We start from the raw sequence: 18,466 nt of genomic DNA on the forward strand, positions 1-18,466 counted from the left end.
GTGACCACCACCCCCGACACCACGGCCACCGACACCACGGCCACCGACACCACGGCCGCCCCCGAGCCGGCGGACTCCCTGGACCGCGCGGGCATCCGCGTCCTGGAGCGGCAGATCGAGGACGCCCTGCTCGCCGACGACCGGATCGCCGACTGCGCCGTCGTCTTCCAGGGCGTGTCCGTCGACTCCGTCCCGGCCGAGCACTGCGTGCGCTGCGGCATGGACGCCGCCTACCCCGGCACCCGGCTGGACCGGGACGGCGTCTGCGACCTGTGCCTGATGCAGGCCGAGCACGGGTCCGAGATCCTCTCCTACTTCGGCGAGATCGACGAGTTCACCCGGATCCTGCGCGAGCGCGCGGAGGCGGCCGGCTCCGAGTACGACGCCCTGCTGCTGTTCAGCGGCGGCAAGGACAGCACCTACGTGCTGCACCAGCTCGTCCGGATGGGCCTGCGGGTGATGACCTTCACCTTCGACAACGGCTTCATCTCCCGGACGGCGCTGGAGAACGTCGAGACGATCACCAAGGCGCTGGGCATCGAGCACCTCACGATGACCCGGGCCGACCAGAACCGGATCTTCCTGCGCAGCCTGGAGCAGCACAAGAGCGTCTGCAACGGCTGCTTCCGGTCGCTGCTCGACCTCAGCCACCAGCTGGCCCACGAGCGCGGCATCCCGAGCATCGTCACCGGACTGTCCCGGGGCCAGATCATCGACGAGCGCCTGCTGTGGTTCTACCGCAACGGCGAGTTCGACCCGGCCCGCATCGAGCAGCAGCTGGAGGTCGGCCGCAAGGTCTACCACCAGGTCGGCTCCGACCTCTCCGACGGGGTGCTGGACCGCGTCGAGGTGGTCGACTACTACCGCTACTCCGACGTCACCAAGGACGACATCCGGGCCTTCCTGGCGAGCGCCGAGACGCTCTGGGCGGCGCCGAAGGACACCGGCTTCTGCAGCTCCAACTGCATGATCAACGACGTCGGCGTGTACGTGCACCGGCTGGAGCGCGGCTACCACAACTACGAGTCGCCGACCCGCTGGGAGGTCCGGCTCGGCCACCTCGCCCGGGACGAGGCCGACGCCGAGCTGCGCACCCCGGTCAACACCGGACGCGTCCGCTCCATGCTCGCCACCATCGGCTACACCGACCCGGGCGACCGCAGCCGGCTCGGCCGCCGGATGGCCGCGTACTACGTGCCCCGCACCGGGCTGACCCCGGACGCCGCCCGGGCCGCCGTCGGCGCCCGGCTGCCCGAGATCCTGCTGCCCGAGCACTGGGTGGAGCTGGCCGAGATCCCGCGGCAGGCCGACGGCGCCGTCGACCGGCGGGCCCTGCCCGACCCGGCCCCCGACACCGGCAAGCGGCTCGCCCCGGACACCGAGGACGCGCGGACGGCCGACGACCGGCCCACCCCCGCCCAGCAGCTGCTGCTGGAGCAGGCCGGCGACGGCCTCGCCGGCCGGGCCCGCGCCCTGCTGCTCGACCTGCCGGAGGGCACCACCGCGGACACCGTCCGCAAGGCCGTGCTCGCCCTGGTCCAGCGCCACGACGGCCTGCGCGCCCGGTTCCGGCAGCAGGACGGCGGCTGGCGGCGCCAGGTGGCCGGGCTCGCCGGCGGCGTGCCGGTGGCCGTCCTCGACCTCACCGGGAAGGACCCCGGCCGCGTCCCCGCCGCCCTGCGGGTGGCGGCCCAGCGGCTGCGCGCCCGGCTGAACCCGGAGCAGGGACCGCTGTTCACCGCCGCGCTGGCCGAACAGCGCGACCGCGCACCCCAGTTGCTGCTGATCGCCCACGAGCTGGCCGCGGACGTCGACGGCTGGCGCCGGATGCTCGACGACCTCGGCGCCGCGCTCGGCCGGATCGCGGCCGGCGAGCCGGCCGGACTGCCCGCCGCGCCCGCCCCGCGGGCCGTGCCGGAGCCCGCCGCCCCGGCCCCGGTCACCGGTGACCTCTGGACCCCGCCCGCGACGCCGGCCGACGGCGCACCGGACCCGGTCCGCCGCACCGTGCTCGACGCCGCGGCCACCGCCGCGCTCACCGCCGGCGGCACCCCGCTCGCCGCCCTGGTGGCGGCCGCCGTGACCCACGGGCTCACCGAGGCCTGCGGGGCGAGCGGCCTGCTGCTCGCCGTCGACGACCAGACGGGCGCGCTCCCGCACCCGGCCGGCCTGTTCGCGGTGACCGCTGCGGCCGCCGAGCCCGGCACCGGGCCCGAGCAGGCCCTGGAGCGGGTCCGTACGGCCCTCGCCACGCCCGTCGCCGCCCCCGCCGGAGCCGTCCCGGTCGGCATCGCCCACCTCGGCGACCTCGACGCGCTGCCCGCGGCCGGCGGCCCGCTGCGGCACGCCGGCTCCGCCGACCACGACCTGGTCGCCCCGTTCGGCCCGCGCGCCCGGACGCCGTACGTCGTCGGCCACCTGCGCGACGGCCGGCTCCACCTCACCTGGACCGGCACCGCGGCCCCCGCCGCCGCGGCCGACGCCGCCGCCGCGGCCCTCGTCCAGCTCGCCGAGACGGCCGGGAAGGGCACGGCATGACCGACACCTCGGAGAAGCTGCAGCGGCTCAAGGAGCAGTCGCCCGCCAAGTACGCCCTCCTGATGAGCCGCCTGCGCGAACGCGCCGCCGCGGCCCCCACCGGGATCACCCGCCGTCCCTCGGACGGCGGGGCACCGCTCTCCTACGCCCAGCAGCGGCTGTGGTTCCTCGCCCAGCTCAACCCGGGCGACACCGCGTACAACATGCCGTACGCGCTGCGCCTGCAGGGCCCGGTGGACCTCGATGTGGCCACCGCCGCCTTCCGGGCCCTGGTGCGCCGGCACGAGACGCTGCGCACCGCCTTCGGCTCGGTCGACGGCGAACCGGTGCAGCTCGTCACCCCGGCCGAGGACGTCGACTGGCAGCCCGCGACCGTCGACCTGCGCGGCACCGCCGACGCCGAGGACGAGGTGCGCCGGCTCGCCGCCGCGCACGCGGCCGCCCCGTTCGACCTGAGCCGCGGCCCGCTGTTCCGGGTGACCCTCGTCCGGCTCACCGACGACGAGACCGTCGCCCTGATCAACCTGCACCACATCATCACCGACGACTGGTCGATGGGCGTGCTCACCCGGGAGTTCGCCACCGTCTACGCGGCCCTGCGGGACGGCGGCACGGACCCGCTGCCGCCGCTGGACGTCCAGTACGCCGACTACGCCCACTGGCAGCGCGGCCGCAGCGCGGAGAGCCGGGCCGAGGGCCTGGCCCACTGGCGCGAGCGCTTCCGCGGCGAACTGCCCAGCCTCGCGGTGCCGACCGACCGGGCCCGCCCGCCGGTGCAGACCTACGCCGGCCGCACCCGCTCCTTCCACCTGTCCGCCGAGGCGACCGCCGGCCTGCGCGCCGTCGCCGCCGGGACCGGCGCCACGCTGTTCATGACCCTGCTGGCCGGCTACACGGCCCTGCTCCACCGCTACTCCGGGCAGGACGACATCGTGGTCGGCACCTCGGTGGCGGGCCGCAACCGGCCCGAGACCGAGCCGCTCATCGGGTTCCTGGTGAACACCCTGGCGCTGCGCGGCGACCTGTCCGGCGACCCGGCCTTCGGCGAGCTGCTGGCCCGCACCAAGCAGGCCTGCCTGGCCGACTTCGCCCACCACGACGTGCCGTTCGAGCAGGTCGTCGAGGAGATCCAGCCGGACCGCGACCTCAGCCGCGCCCCGCTGTTCCAGACCATGCTCTCGCTGCACAACGTGCCGCGCGCCGCCCTCGACCTGGCCGACCTGCGCATCTCCCCGTTCACCGGGGAGGGCCGGCGCACCGCCATGTACGACCTCAGCCTCGACGTCGTCGACGAGGGCGAACGGCTGCGCTGCGACTGGGAGTACAACACCGACCTGTACGCCGACGCGACGATCGAGCGGATGGCCGGCCACTTCGAGCGACTGCTCCGGGCAGCGGTGGCCGATCCGGGGCTGCGCCTGTCCGAGCTGCCGCTGCTGTCGCAGGACGAGCGCACCGAGGTGCTGACCCGGGACAACCGGATCTCCGTCGAGGTCGGCCCCGACGAGTGCGTCCACCGGCTGTTCGAGGAGCACGTCCGCGCCACCCCCGACGCCGTCGCCGTGGTGGACGGCGAGGACCGGGTCAGCTACCGCGAACTCGACCGCCGGGCCGGCATCGTGGCCGCCCGGCTGCGCGCCCTCGGCGTCGGCCCGGAGGTCCGGGTCGGCCTGTGCGCGCCGCGCTGCGCCGACTCGGTGGCCGCGGTGCTCGGCGTCCTGAAGGCCGGCGGCGCGTACGTGCCGCTCGACCCGGCCAACCCGGTGGACCGCCTGCGCTTCATCCTGACGGACGCCTCGGTCCGGCTGCTGCTCACCCGGCACGACATCGCCGGCACGGTGCCCGGCCTCACCGACGGGATGACCGTCGGCTGGTTCGACGACTGGCTGGCCGAGGCGGCCGGAACCGACGCCGCCGAGCCCGAGCCCGCGGACGCCCCGCAGCCGGTCTCCGGCAACCTGGCCTTCCTGGTGTACACCTCCGGCTCCACCGGCCGGGCCAAGGGCGCGATGCTCACCCACGGCGCGCTGATGAGCGCCTACCGCTCCTGGGAGCGGGTCTACGAGCTGGGCACCGTGGTGCACCGCCACCTCCAGGCCGCCAACATCGCCTTCGACGTGTTCACCGGCGACATGGTCCGCGCCCTGTGCTCCGGCGGCACCCTGGTGCTCTGCCACCGCGAGACGCTGCTGGACCCGGCCAAGCTGTACGACCTGCTCCAGCGCGAGCGCGTCGACTTCGCCGACCTCGTCCCCGTGGTGATCCGGCTGCTCAGCGCCCACGTCACCGAACAGGGCAGGCTGCTGGACAACTTCAAGGTGCTGGCGGTCGGCGCGGACATCTGGTTCATGAGCGACTACTGGAACCTCAAGAAGCTCTGCCCGCCCGGCACCCGGCTGGTCAACTCGTACGGCATCACCGAGTCCACCGTGGACAGCGGCCTGTTCGAGACCCCGATGCCGGAGCGCTCCGAGGAGGAGCCGGTCCCGATCGGCCGGCCGCTGCCCAACACCCAGTTCTACGTCCTCGACGACCGGCTCCGGCCGGTGCCGGTCGGGGTCAACGGGACGCTGTACATCGGCGGCCTGGCGCTGGCCCGCGGCTACGTCGGCCGCCCCGCGCTGACCGCCGAGCGGTTCCTGCCGCACCCGTACAGCGAGCGGCCCGGCGACCGCCTCTACAACACCGGCGACCTCGCCCGGCTGCTGCCCACCGGTGACGTGGAGGTCCTGGGCCGGGTGGACCGCCAGGTGAAGATCCGCGGCTTCCGGATCGAGCTGGAGGAGGTCGAGTCGGTCCTCGGCAAGCACCCCGACGTGCAGGCCGCGGCGGTCGTCGTCCACGTGGACGCCAAGGGCGACCGCCGGCTCGCCGGGTACGTGGAGCCCCGCGCGGGCCGCACGCCCGAGCCGGTGGACCTCCAGGACCACCTGCGCACCCAACTGCCGTACTACATGGTCCCGTCCACCATCACGCTGCTCGACCGGATGCCGCTGAACGCCAACGGCAAGCACGACCGCAAGGCCCTGCCGGCGCCCGCCGAGGAGCCGGTCGAGCGGCCCGCGGCGGTGTTCGCCACGGCCACCGAGGAACTGGTCGCCGGGATCTGGGAGAAGGTCCTCGGGCAGCGGGACGTCACCGCCGAGGACGACTTCTTCCAACTCGGCGGGCACAGCCTGCTGGTGCCCCGGGTGCAGTTCGAACTGCGCCGCGCCTGCGCGGTGGACCTGCCGCTGATCGCCCTGTTCGAGGCGACCACGGTGCCCGAGCTGGCCCAGCGGGTGGACGCCGCCCGCACGGCGCCGGACACCTGCGCCGGGGCGGACGACCCGGCGGCGGGGCCGAGCGCACCGCCGGTGCTGGACCCGGAGATCAGGGTGGCGCCCGGTGCGCACCGCCCCCGCACCGGGGAGCCCGCGGCCGTCCTGCTGACCGGCGCCACCGGCTTCCTGGGCGCCCACCTGCTGGACGGGCTGCTGCGCGGCACCCGGGCCACCGTCCACTGCCTGCTGCGGGCCGACGACCCCGAGGACGGCATGCGGCGGCTGGTGAAGGCCCTCGCCGACCTGGGACTGCCCGAGCCCGCGCCGGGCCGGGTCGTGGTGGAGCCCGGTGACCTGGCGCAGCCGCTGCTGGGCCTCACCGCCGAACGCTTCGACGAACTCGCCCGGACCGTCGACGCCGTGCACCACAGCGGGGCCTGGGTGAGCTTCACCCTGCCGTACGCCACGCTGCGGGCCGCCAACGTCGACGGCACCCAGGAGGTGCTGCGACTGGCCGCGCGCGGCGGCGGCATCCCCGTGCACCATGTCTCCACGGCCTCGGTGCCCGAGCCGGGCACCGCCGCGGCGCCCGTCACCGGCGGCTACAACCAGAGCAAGTGGGCCGCCGAGCACCTGGCGGTGGCCGCCCGCGAGCGGGGCGTCCCGGTCGACGTGCACCGTCCCGACTACATCGGCGGGCACAGCGCCACCGGAATCGGCAACCCCAAGGACTTGATCTGGGCGATCATCAAGGGCAGTGTTCAGCTGGGGTGTTACCCCGACCTCGACCTCCCGGTGCAGCTCGTGCCGGTGGACCGGGTCGCCGGGGCCCTGCTGGCGCTCGCCTCCCGCACCGGAGCCGAGCCCGGCTCGTACGACCTGGCCCACCCCGAGCCCGTCGGGCTCGGCACGGTCTTCGCGTGGGTCACCGGCTACGGCTACCCGCTGCGCAAGGTCTCCTACGGCGACTGGCTGACCGCCCTCCGGGAGTCCGCCGAGACCTCCTGGGACAACGCCCTCTTCCCGTTCCTGCCGCTGTTCGCCGCCCCCGGCGACGGCGCGGCCCCCGCTTCCGCCCCCGGCGGCCTGGGGGCGGCCGTACCCGGCTCCGCCCGGTCGGCGTACCGGGAGTCCGGCACCGACTGCCCGCCGATCGACGAGCAGTTGCTGCACACGTACCTCACCGAGCTGGTCCGCAGCGGCTACCTGCAGGACCCCCGCCCGGCCCCGGACGACACCCCCCTGGAGAACGCATGACCACCGCGACCACCGCGAAGCAGCGGCGCGCGGCCCCGCCCCCGGCAGCCGGCGAGCGGGTCGGCCCGTTCCTGCGGTCCCACCTCGCCCGGTCCAAGGGCTGGATCACGGCCCACCTGGCCGGCTCGGTGGTGTGGCACCTGCTGGCCGCGGCGGTCCCGGTCGTGATCGGCACCGCCTTCGACGCCCTGCTCGGCACCACCCCGGACCAGGGGCGGTTCGACACCATGGTGCTGGTGCTGCTGGCCCTGGTCGCGGTGCGCGGCGTCGCCGGCTTCGTCGCCACCTACTCGCTGGAGGCGTACGCCTGCGGCCTGGAGCGCGACGTGCGGTCCACGCTGTTCTCCGCGCTGCTCCAGAAGGGCCAGCAGTTCTTCAACCGGCGCCGGGTGGGCGACCTCTCGGCCCGGGTCACCGGTGACGCGCAGACCGTCAACCTGATGCTGTCGCCCGGCCTGGACCTCACCCTGGACATGCTGCTCGGCCTGATCGTGCCGATCGTGTTCATCGGCGTGATCGACGCCCGGCTGCTGCTGGTGCCGCTGGTGTTCCTGGTGCTGTTCGCCGTGGCGCTGGCCGAGTACGGCCGCCGGCTCGACCCCGCGGCCGGGGCCACCCGGGCCCGCTTCGGCGAGCTCAGCGCCCAGGTCTCGCAGACCATCGCCGGGATCGAGACCGTCGACGCCACCGGCCGCCGGGCCGCCGAGCAGCACCGGTTCATGGAGAAGGCGACGGCCTACCGGGACGCCTCGGTGCGCCAGGCCAAGGAGCAGGCCCTGTACCTGCCCACCCTGCTGCTGGTGGCCGCGCTGGCGGCCGGCCTGCTGCACGGCGCCCACCTGGTCTCCGACGGTTCGCTGACGGTCGGTCAGTTCGTCGGCTTCCTCGGGCTGATGGGCTCCCTGCGGGCGCCCACCCAGCTGGCCTCGTTCAGCATCGGCCTGATCTTCCTCGGGATCGCCGGCGCCCGGCGGATCCTGGAGGTCATCACCGACCGCGCCGGCTCCGAGGACACCGACGCCGGCCACCGCGGGCAGATCGAGGGCACGGTGGTCTTCGACAAGGTCTCCTTCGGGCACGGCGACAAGCCGGTCCTGGAGGACGTCTCCTTCACGGTGGAGCCGGGCATGACGGTGGCCCTGGTCGGGCCGACCGGCAGCGGCAAGTCCACGCTGCTGCAGCTGCTGAACCGGACGTACGCGCCGGACTCCGGCGAGGTGCTGGTCGACGGCGTGGCCACCACCGGCTGGCACGCCCAGACGCTGCGCTCGCAGATCTCGGTGATCGAGCAGGACGTGGTGCTGTTCTCCCGCTCCATCGCGGACAACCTGGCCTTCGGCGCGGACCGGGAGCTCACCCGGGCCGAACTGGAGGAGGCCGCGCGGGCCGCGCACGCCCACGAGTTCATCGCGGGCACCGAGCACGGCTACGACACGATGGTCGGCGAGCGCGGGGCCACCCTGTCCGGCGGCCAGCGCCAGCGCATCGCCATCGCCCGCGCCCTGCTGGCCGACCCGCGGATCCTGGTCCTGGACGACTCCACCAGCGCGGTGGACAGCGCCACCGAGGAGCGGATCCAGCAGGCCGTCCGGCGGGCCGCGGCGGGCCGCACCACGTTCATGGTCACCCCCCGGCTGTCCCGGATCCGCAGCGCCGACCTGGTCCTGGTGCTGGACAAGGGCCGCATCGTCGGCCGCGGACGCCACGAGGAACTGCTGGAGAGCTGCGAGCTGTACCACCGGATCTTCGCGCCGCACCTGCAGGAGACGGCCGGCCGGTCCGGAGAGGGAGTCCACTGATGGCAGACATTCTCGACGGGATCACCGCCGACAGCTACGACCGGTCCTACGGCGACCGCGAACTGCTGCGCCGGATCCGGCCGCTGTTCGCCGCCAAGGGCGCCACGGTGGTGCTGATCGCGCTGGCCGTGGTCGGCGCGGCGGTGGCCGGGGCCGCGTTCCCCCTGCTGGTGGCCGACATCGTGGACAACGCCGCCCGCGAGAGCGTCGGCGACTCGGTGCTGCCGCTGACCGGGGCCGCGCTCGGCACCGGTCTGGTCGCCTGGCTGCTGACCTTCTTCCAGCAGCGGGCCGTCGGCGTGCTGGTCGGCGACGTCGTCCTGGAGATGCGCCGCCGCGCGTTCGAGGCGGTGCTCCGCCAGGACATGGCCTTCCACGACGACCAGGCGTCCGGGTCGGTGGCCAGCCGGATCACCGCCGACACGCAGGCGTTCGCCACCCTCGCCACGCTCACCCTCGGGCTGGTCGGCCAGGTCCTGATGATCGGGCTGCTGCTGGTCGCCATGTTCGTCATCAACGTCCCGCTGGCCCTGGTCACCGCGGTGACCGCCGCCCTGATCGTGCTGGTCAGCCTGGGCTTCCGGTGGGTGTCGCGGCGCGCGTCCCAGCAGCAGCAGCGCTCCCTGGCGCAGATCAACGCCTACGTGCAGGAGACCCTGCGCGGCATCGCGGTGGCCCGCAACTTCCAGCGGGAGGAGTCCACCCACGCCGGGCTGGTCGAGGTCAACCAGCGCTGGTTCCGGGCCACCGTCAAGCTGAACCGGCTGTTCAGCGGGATCTTCCCGCTGCTGCTGACGCTCACCGGCCTCGGCACCGTCGGCGTGGTGGTGCTCGGCGGGAACCTGCTGACCGACGGCTCCGTCACGGCGGGCGAGTGGTCGCTGTTCCTGGAAGCCCTGATGCTGTTCTGGTTCCCGCTGACCAGCATCGCCTCCTTCTGGAACCAGTTCCAGCAGGGCCTGGCCGCCTCCGAGCGGATCTTCGCCCTGGTGGACCTGGAGCCCGCCGTGCGGCAGAGCGACGCGCGCCCGGTGCCCCGGCTGGACGGCACCGTCGAGTTCCGCGGGGTCGACTTCGGCTACCGCGCCGACAAGCCGGTCCTGACCGGGCTCGACCTGAAGATCGACAGCGGTGAGACGGTCGCCCTGGTCGGGCACACCGGCGCCGGCAAGTCCAGCATCATCCGGCTGATCACCCGGGCCTACGAGTTCGGCGGCGGTGAACTCCTCGTCGACGGCCAGGACATCCGCACCCTGGACCTGGACGCCTACAAGGGCCACCTCGGCATCGTCCCGCAGGCGCCGTTCCTCTTCACCGGCACCGTCGGGGAGAACATCGGCTTCGGCCGGGCCGGCGCGACCCCGGAGGAGATCCTGGCCGCCGCCCGCTCGGTGGCCGGCGGCGACTGGCTCGACGTCCTCCCCGAGGGCATCGACACCCCGGTCAACGAAGGCGGCGGCACCCTGTCCGCGGGCCAGCGGCAACTGATCGTGCTGGCCCGGGTGATGCTCGGCAACCCGTCGATGCTGATCCTCGACGAGGCCACGGCGAGCGTGGACCCGCTGACCGAGGCCCAGGTGCAGGAGGGGCTGGACGCGGTCTCCGCGGGCCGGACCACCGTCGTGGTCGCGCACCGCCTGCCCACCGTCCGCAAGGCCGACCGCATCCTCGTCGTCGACGGCGGCCGGATCGTCGAACAGGGAACCCACGACGCCCTGCTGGCGGCCGGCGGCCGGTACGCGGAGCTGTACGACCACTACTTCCGCCACCAGGCACTCGACTTCCAGGCCGCCGAGGAGGACGCCGATGCCGTCCGCCGCTGACACCCCGCGCACCCTGGGCGGCCTGCTGGCCGCCGCCGCGGACCGGTGGCCCGGCCGCACCGCCGTCGAACTGCAGGGCACCGCGCTCGACTTCGCCACCCTGCACCGGCAGACGGAGCGGGCCGCCGCCCGGCTCGCCGCGGCCGGGGCGGGCCCCGGCCGCACCGCCGTCCTGCTGTTCGACAACACCCCGGACTGCGTCATCGCCTTCCTGGCCGCCGCGCGCACCGGCGTCCGGCTGGTGCCCGCCGAGCCCGGCGCCGCGCCGGCCCAGCTCGCCGCCCTGGCGGCCGGCGCCGCCGACGCCGTGCTGATCGGCCGGGCCGAGCGGCTCGCCGCGGTGGCCGCCGCCGACGGCTGGGCGGGCCCGGTCGTGGAGACCGACGGGCTGCCGCACGCCGACGCGACGGACCGGCCGGCCCCGGCCGAGCCGGACGGGGACGCCCCGTTCCTGCACCAGTTCAGCTCCGGCTCCACCGGCGAGCCCAAGGCGGCCGTGCACACCCAGCACAACCTGGTGCAGGGCGGCCTGATCTACCGGGCCTCCTTCGGCTGCGGCCCCGAGGACACCGTGCTGACGGCCGTCCCGCTGCTGCACTCCTTCGGGATGGTCGCCGGCCTGGTCACCTCGCTGCTGACCGGCGCCCGGCTGGTGCTGCTCGGCCGGTTCACCCCCGGCCGGCTCCTCGGCGAACTGCAGCGCACCGGCGCCACCGTGCTCGTCGCCACGCCGCTGGCCTGCGACCTGCTGGCCCGCTCGGCCGGCGCGAGCGCCCCCGGCGGCCCGCTGCCGCTGCGGCTGTGCCTGTCCTCCGGGGCGGCCCTGCACCCGGACACCGCGGACCGCTTCGCCGAGCGGTTCGGCGTCCGGGTCAGCGAGGTCTACGGCTGCACGGAGGCCGGGATCATCGCCTGCCGGCGGCCCGAGCCCGACGCGGGCCCGGACGCGGCGCCGGCCGGCGCCGACGGGGTCGGCCGGCCGGTCACCGGCGTGGAACTGCGGCTGGTCGACGACGCCGACCGGGACGTCGCCCCCGGCGCGGAAGGACTGCTGCTGGTCCGCACCCCCGCCATGTTCCTGGGCTACCTGGACCGGCCGGAGACCACCGCCGAGGTCCTGCGGGACGGCTGGTACCGCACCGGCGACCTGGCCCGGCTCGACGCCGCCGGCCGACTGCACCTGATCGGCCGCAAGGACACCTTCGTCAACGTGGGCGGCAAGAAGGTCAACCCGGTCGAGGTCGAACGGGTCCTGCTCGGCCACCCGCTGCTCGCCGAGGCCGCCGTGTGGGGCGAGACCCTGGCGGACGGCGGCCAGCGGGTCCGCGCCACCGTCGTGGCGACCGGACCGCTCACCGCGGCCGAGCTCAGCGCCTGGTGCCGGGAACGGCTCCAGCCGCACCAGGTGCCCGGCGGCGTCGAGTTCGCCGCCGCGCTCCCGAAGACCTCGTCCGGCAAGATCCGGCGCGCCGAGGTGGCCGCGGCCGCCGGCGCCCCGGGCCGGACCACCGACCAGGGGGGAACCCGCTCATGACCTCGACCCTCGTCGGGCTGCTGCGCGGCCGGGCCGAAGCGGCCCCGGAGCGCACCGCCTACCGCTTCCTCGGCGACGGCGACGCCGCCGAGACCATCAGCTACGCCGAACTGGACCGGGACGCCCGCACGGTGGCCGGCCTCCTGCGCGAGCAGGGCGCCGCCGCCACCGACCGCGCCCTGCTGCTCTACCCGCCCGGCCTGGACTACATCAGGGCCTTCTTCGGCGCCCTCTACGCCGGGGTCGTGCCCGTCCCCGTCTACCCGCCGCGCTCCCTGCGCAACGCCTCCCGGCTCGGCTCCATCGCCGCCGACGCCCGGGCCGGCTTCGCCCTCACCGTCTCCCCGGTGCTCGACCTGCTCGGCCGGGACGGCGCCGGGCTCGGCCTGGACGGACTGCGCACGGCGGCCACCGACGGGCTCGACACCGCCCTCGCCGGGCAGTGGAGCGGGCACCTCCCCGACGCCGACAGCCCCGCCTTCCTGCAGTACACCTCGGGATCGACGGCGGCGCCCAAGGGCGTGATGCTCAGCCACGGCAACCTGCTGCACAACCTCGGCATGATCAGCGAGGCGTTCGACTGCCACCAGGACACCAGCGCCGTCGTCTGGCTCCCGCCGTACCACGACATGGGCCTGATCGGCGGCATCCTCACCCCGCTGTACGCCGGCTTCCCGGTCACCCTGATGTCCCCCATGAGCTTCCTGCGCCGCCCCATGCAGTGGCTGCGGGCCATCTCCGCCGAAGGCGCCGAACTCAGCGGCGGCCCCAACTTCGCGTACGAGATGTGCGCCCGGCTGGCCACCGACGCGGACCGCGCCGAGCTCGACCTCAGCAACTGGCGGGTCGCCTTCAACGGCGCCGAGCCGATCCGCGCCTCCACCCTGGACGCCTTCGAGGCGGCCTTCGGGGACTGCGGCTTCCGCCGCAGCGCCTTCCTGCCCTGCTACGGCATGGCCGAGGCGACCCTGTTCGTCACCGGAACCGCGGCGGCCGCCGAGCCGACCGTGCTGGAGGTGGACGCCGCCGGCCTGGAGGCCGGCCGGGCCGACGCGCCCGGCCCGGACGGCCCGGCCCGCGCCCTGGTCGGCACCGGCCGGCCCGCCGCCGACCAGCAGCTGCTCGTCGTCGACCCCGCCTCCCGGGAACCGCTGCCCGAGCGCCGGGTCGGCGAGATCTGGGTGCACGGGCCGAGCGTCGCCCGCGGCTACTGGGACAACCCGGACACCACCGCCGAGGTCTTCGCCGCCCGCCCCGCCGGCCAGGACGACGCCGACCCGCGCACCTGGCTGCGCACCGGCGACCTCGGCTTCCTCGCCGACGGCGAGCTGTACGTGACGGGCCGCCACAAGGACCTGATCATCGTCCGCGGCCGCAACTTCTACCCCACCGACGTCGAACTCGCCGCCGAGGGCGCCCACCCCGCCTTCCGCTCCGGCTGCGGCGCCGCCGTCGCCGCCGAGCACGACGGCGAGCAGGTGCTCGTCGTCCTCCAGGAGGTCGAGGGCCGCGCGCTGGCCACGATCGACGTCGCCGAGGCCACCGCGGCCGTGCGCGCGGCGGTGATGGACCGGTGCGACGTCGCCGTCCACGAGGTGCTGCTGCTCAGGCCCGGCACCGTGCCCAAGACCACCAGCGGCAAGATCCAGCGCTCGCTGAGCCGCCTGCGGTACGCCGCCGGGGAGTTCGAGGCGCTCGGCGACGGCCCGGCCAAGGCGGCCGCGGAGACCGTGCCCGGCCCGGCCGAGGTGGCCGCACTGGCCCCGGCCGAGCGCACGGCGCTGGTCCACCGGGTGCTGCGGCAGCGGATCGCCGACGCGCTGGGCGGCGCCGCCGACCAGGTCGCCACCACCGGCGTGCCGCTGACCAGCCTGGGCATCGACTCGCTGGCCGCCGTCCTGCTCGCCAACCGGATCCGCGAGGACCTCGGCGTCGAGCTGCCGCTCAGCCTGATGCTCGGCGGCGCCGACCTCGACGCCCTCGCCGCGGCCGCCACCCTCGTCGCCGACCCGCAGCACGGCCCCGCCGACGACGCACCGGCCGGCGGCGGCACCCCGGCCGACGAGCCCGGCATGACCCTCGGTCAGCGCTCGATCTGGCACGTGCAGCAGCAGGACCCGGGCTCCACCGCCTACAACATCCCGGTCGCCCTCGACCTGGTCGGCCCGCTGGACACCGACGCGCTGCGCACCGCCCTGCGGCAGGTCGCCGACCGGCACGAGATGCTGCGCACCCGCTACCGGGTGACCGGCGGCGAGACCGTCCCCGTCCCGACCGGGAACGAGATCGAGCTGCGGGTGACGGACGCCGCCGGGGACGACCCGGACCGGCTCGCCGAGCGGCTCTCCGCCCTCGCCCACCGCCCGTTCGACCTGGCACACGACCCGGTGCTCCGGGCCGACCTGCTGGTCCGCGCCGAGGACTCCCACGTCCTGCTGCTGACCGTCCACCACATCGCCGCCGACCTGTGGTCGATGGTGAACCTGACCGCCGAACTCGGCCGCCGCTACACGGCCCTGGCCGCCGGCACCGCGCCGGAGCAGACCGCCCCGGCCGGCCGCTACGCCGACCAGGTCCGCCGCGAGCGCCGGCTGCTGGCCGGGCCCGCGGGCGAGGCCCTCAAGGCGTACTGGCGCCAGGAGCTCGCCGGACCGCTGCCGCTGCTCGACCTCCCGCTGGACGCACCGCACCCGGCGGCGCCCAGCTACCGCGGCGCCCGGATCCCGTTCCGGCTCGACGCGGACCGCACCGCCCGCGTCCGCGCGCTCGCCCAGCAGACCGGCACCACGCTCTACACGGTGCTGCTGTCCGCCTTCCAGATCGCCCTGCACCACGCGAGCGGCCGGCCGGAGCTGGTGATCGGCACCGCCGCCGCGAACCGGGGCGCCCGGGACGCCGAGGACGTCGTCGGCTACTTCACCAACATGGTCGCCGTCCGCGGCAGGTTCGAGGACGGCGTGACGCCCCGGGCCTTCACCGAGCGGCTGCACCGCACGGTGCTGTCCGCCCTGGACCACCAGGCGTACCCGATGTCCCTCGTCCTGGAGACGGTGCAGCCGCGCCGCGAGCCCGGGCGCAACCCGCTCTTCCAGGCGGTCTTCGTCCTGCAGCGGCCGCACGCCCACGCCGAGACCGCCGGGTTCGTCCTCGGCACCGCCGACGGGGCCGCCGCCACCTGGGGGCAGCTGCGCCTCACCCCGTACCCGCTGCCGCACCGCACGGCCCAGTACGAGCTGATGCTCACCGTCGTGGACGCCGGGCCGGAGCTGCACGCGGCCCTGGAGTACAGCACCGACATCTTCACCGCAGCCACCGCGGAGCAGCTGGCGGCGCACTACCGGACCGTCCTGGACGACCTCCTGGACCGCCCCGACACCCCCGTCGCCGAGCTCTGCCCGGCCGACCTGCTGACCCGGCGCGCGGCCCGCGACGCCGCAACCGAGGAGGAAGCCCTGACCGGCTACGTGGCACCCCGCACCGACACCGAGCGCGCCCTGGCGAAGATCTGGTCCGACGTGCTCGGGGTCGAACCCATCGGCGTGGAGGACGACTTCTACGACCTGGGCGGGCACTCGCTGCTCGCGGTCCAGCTCATCTCCGGCGTCCGGGACGCCCTCGGCGTCGACGTCCCGGTGCGCAGCGTCATGCAGACCCGCACCGTCGCCCAGGGCGCGGCGATCATCGACGCGCTGCTGTGGGCCAAGGAGGGCGCCTCCGCCGACGGTTCCCGAGAGGACGGCGAGCTGTGACCGACCCCGGCGGCCACCTGCTGCCCCTGCCGTCCGGCGACTGGCGGGTGTGGCGGACCATGGGCCTGCGCGGCACCGGCTTCCCGGCCGGCCAGGTGCTCGACCTGGCCGCGCCCGGTGCGGCGGACGCCGCCGACCGGCTGCTGCAGGTCCGCGACCGGGCCGCGGACGCCCGGGCCGGGGCGCTCGACGCGCTCCGCGCCGCGCTCGACGACCTGCGCGCCGCCGGCCAGTGGGACGACACCGCCCTGCGCCGCCCGCTGCTGAAGGCGATCAGCCGCCTCAACAAGGGCGGCCTGCCGGGGCCCGAGTTCGCCGAACTGCCCGAGGTGTCCGCGCTCGTCGAGGCCGAGGAACTGGTCGCCGGCGCGGAGCGCGACCTGGACAAGGTCTTCGCCGAGGACCTCGCCCAGCTCTCCGCCGTCCTCGACCGGACCGCCGCCGACCCGCGCTTCCGCGAGGCCGTGATCTGGCAGAACCGCAAGGCCTACGCCGACGGCGTGCGCAAGGTCGGCGGCGACGGCCGGCGCAACTCCCGCCGCCGCGAGCACGAGGCACTGGTCGCGGGCTACCTCCAGCGCTACACCGTCAAGAACGACTCCATCGGGTTCTTCGGCCCGGTCGGCTGGGCCGAGGCCGTCCCCGCCGGGCCGGCGCTGGCCGTCACCCCCGGCGAGGGCCTGGTCGCCCGCCGCGAGGTGTACTTCGAGCAGTGGTGCCTGGACGCCCTGGTGCGCTCCCTGGGCACCGGCCCCGAGCTGCGCCGCTGGTTCCCGCCCCGCCGGCTGCCCTCCGCCGCCCTGGAGGGCGCCACCCTGCGGCTGCCCGGCCGCACCGTCGACCTGCCGCAGGGCAAGGCCGCCGTGCTGCGCTCCGTCCTCGCACTGTGCGACGGCGCCCGCACCGGCGTCGAGGTGGCCGCCGCCCTGGGTCTCGGCGAGGCGGAGGGCCTCGCCCTGCTGGAGTCGCTGCGCGCCACCGGGCTCATCGCCTGGGACCTCGAACTCCCGGTGCAGCCGCGCCCGGAGCTGGTGCTGCGCGAGCAGCTGGAGCGGATCGGCGACCCCGTGCTGCGCGCGGACGCCCTGGACCGGCTCGGCCGGCTCACCGCGGCCCGCGACCGGGTGGCGGCCGCGGCCGGCAAGCCCGACGAGCTCGACCGGGCCCTGGCCGACCTGGAGACCGTCTTCACCGAGCTGACCGGTACCGCCGCCACCCGGGCGCACGGGGAGACGTACGGCGCCCGCACCCTCGTCTACGAGGACTGCCGGCGCGACGGCCGGGTCGAGGTCGGCCCCGAACTGCTCGCCGAACTGGGCGGCCCGCTCTCCCTGATGCTGGACTCCGCCCGCTGGCTGACCACCCGGGTGGCACAGTCCTACCGGGAGGAGTTCCGGCGGTCCTACGACCGGCTGGTCGCCGAGCGCCCGGACGCCGAACCCCGGCTGACCGACATCTGGACCCGCGTCCAGACCGCCCTCCTGGGGCCGGACCAGCGGATCATCGACCAGGCCGTCACCGAGCTGCAGGAACGCTGGAACGACGTGCTCGGCCCGCTGGAGGGGCGCCGCGTCGAGTTCACCACGGAGCAGCTGCGCCCGCGCGTGGACCGGGCCTTCGCGGCCGAGGCCCCCGGCTGGCCCGGCGCCCGCTACCAGGCGCCCGACGTGATGATCGCGGCCACCGGCCCGGAGGCGGTCGCCGCCGGCGACTACGAGCTGGTCATGGGCGAGCTGCACGTCGGCGTGAACACCCTGCGCAACCTGCTCTTCGTCGACCAGCACCCCGACCCGGAGGCGCTGGAACGGGCCACCCTCGCCGACATGACGGTGCCCAGGGTCCAGCCGGTCCTGCCCAAGGAGTGGTTCTACTCCACCCGCACCACCACCCGCCTGTTCACCGACCGGGACTACCGCCTGCTGCTGGGCGACGAGGGTTCCTGGCTGACCGGCCACCCGCGCGCGCTGAACGCCTCCGAGGTCCGGATCGGACTGCGCGACGGCCGGGTGGTGGCCCGGACCGGCGCGGACGGCACGGAGCTCGACCTGGTCGAACTCCTCGCCGAGGCCATCGGGTTCAAGGTGACCAGCCGGTTCCAGCCGATGCCCGCCCGCCGGCACACCCCCCGGGTGACCGTCGACCGGCTGGTGGTCAGCCGCGAGTCCTGGCGCTTCAACCCCGCCGAACTCGCCTTCGCCCGGGAGAAGGACGAGGCGGCCCGGTTCACCGCCGCCCGCGCCTGGGCCCGCGAGCACGGCATCCCCCGGTTCTTCTTCGTCAAGGCCGCCCACGAGAGCAAGCCGTTCTACGTCGACCTGGACAGCCCGCTGTTCGTCAACGCCTTCGCGCACGTCGTCCGCGGCGCCCCCGAGCAGCCGGACGGCCGGCTGACCATCTCGGTCGGCGAGATGCTCCCGACCAGCGAGCAGACGTGGCTGAAGGATCGTCAGGGAAGCAGCTACACCAGCGAGTTCCGCGTCATCGCGGTGGACAAGTAAGGAGT

7 protein-coding genes are annotated in these 18,466 nt (G+C 75.1%); all 7 read left to right on the forward strand.

Annotated elements, in window-relative coordinates; all coding sequences use genetic code 11:
• Genes ACIRST_RS27255 through ACIRST_RS27285 form a run of 7 tightly spaced genes read left to right on the forward strand, consistent with a single transcriptional unit; the run spans position 1 to position 18,461 of the window.
• On the forward strand, positions 1-2,538 hold the full coding sequence (locus tag ACIRST_RS27255) for a condensation domain-containing protein (protein ID WP_402805008.1): 2,538 nt from the start codon (positions 1-3) through the stop codon (positions 2,536-2,538).
• Complete coding sequence (locus ACIRST_RS27260) at positions 2,535-7,058, forward strand: amino acid adenylation domain-containing protein (protein ID WP_402805010.1); 4,524 nt, start codon at positions 2,535-2,537, stop codon at positions 7,056-7,058. The genes ACIRST_RS27255 and ACIRST_RS27260 overlap by 4 nt, the downstream gene beginning before the upstream one ends.
• Positions 7,055-8,857 (forward strand): ABC transporter ATP-binding protein, encoded by a 1,803-nt coding sequence (locus tag ACIRST_RS27265; RefSeq protein ID WP_402805012.1) that lies wholly within the window; start codon positions 7,055-7,057, stop codon positions 8,855-8,857. The genes ACIRST_RS27260 and ACIRST_RS27265 overlap by 4 nt, the downstream gene beginning before the upstream one ends.
• Complete coding sequence (locus ACIRST_RS27270) at positions 8,857-10,680, forward strand: ABC transporter ATP-binding protein (RefSeq protein ID WP_402805014.1); 1,824 nt, start codon at positions 8,857-8,859, stop codon at positions 10,678-10,680. The genes ACIRST_RS27265 and ACIRST_RS27270 overlap by 1 nt, the downstream gene beginning before the upstream one ends.
• Positions 10,664-12,214: a class I adenylate-forming enzyme family protein gene (locus ACIRST_RS27275; protein ID WP_402805016.1), complete on the forward strand. Its 1,551-nt coding sequence runs from the start codon at positions 10,664-10,666 to the stop codon at positions 12,212-12,214. Before ACIRST_RS27270 ends, ACIRST_RS27275 begins: the two co-directional genes overlap by 17 nt.
• The gene (locus ACIRST_RS27280; RefSeq protein ID WP_402805018.1) at positions 12,211-15,963 is read left to right on the forward strand and encodes a condensation domain-containing protein; all 3,753 of its coding nucleotides are present in this window, start codon (positions 12,211-12,213) and stop codon (positions 15,961-15,963) included. Before ACIRST_RS27275 ends, ACIRST_RS27280 begins: the two co-directional genes overlap by 4 nt.
• Complete coding sequence (locus ACIRST_RS27285; RefSeq protein ID WP_402805020.1) at positions 15,960-18,461, forward strand: lantibiotic dehydratase; 2,502 nt, start codon at positions 15,960-15,962, stop codon at positions 18,459-18,461. The genes ACIRST_RS27280 and ACIRST_RS27285 overlap by 4 nt, the downstream gene beginning before the upstream one ends.
• Positions 18,462-18,466: the final 5 nt, after the last annotated feature.

This window comes from Kitasatospora sp. NPDC101447 (assembly GCF_044767225.1).
In the GTDB taxonomy this organism is placed as follows: Bacteria; Actinomycetota; Actinomycetes; order Streptomycetales; family Streptomycetaceae; genus Kitasatospora.

Excerpts from the sequence above, each read along its gene's own strand:
- ACIRST_RS27260 (WP_402805010.1), top strand. The coding sequence starts at position 2,535 with ATGACCGACACCTCGGAGAAGCTGCAGCGGCTCAAGGAGCAGTCGCCC.
- ACIRST_RS27265 (WP_402805012.1), top strand. The coding sequence starts at position 7,055 with ATGACCACCGCGACCACCGCGAAGCAGCGGCGCGCGGCCCCGCCCCCG.
- ACIRST_RS27270 (WP_402805014.1), top strand. The coding sequence starts at position 8,857 with ATGGCAGACATTCTCGACGGGATCACCGCCGACAGCTACGACCGGTCC.
- ACIRST_RS27280 (WP_402805018.1), top strand. The coding sequence starts at position 12,211 with ATGACCTCGACCCTCGTCGGGCTGCTGCGCGGCCGGGCCGAAGCGGCC.
- ACIRST_RS27275 (WP_402805016.1), top strand. The coding sequence starts at position 10,664 with ATGCCGTCCGCCGCTGACACCCCGCGCACCCTGGGCGGCCTGCTGGCC.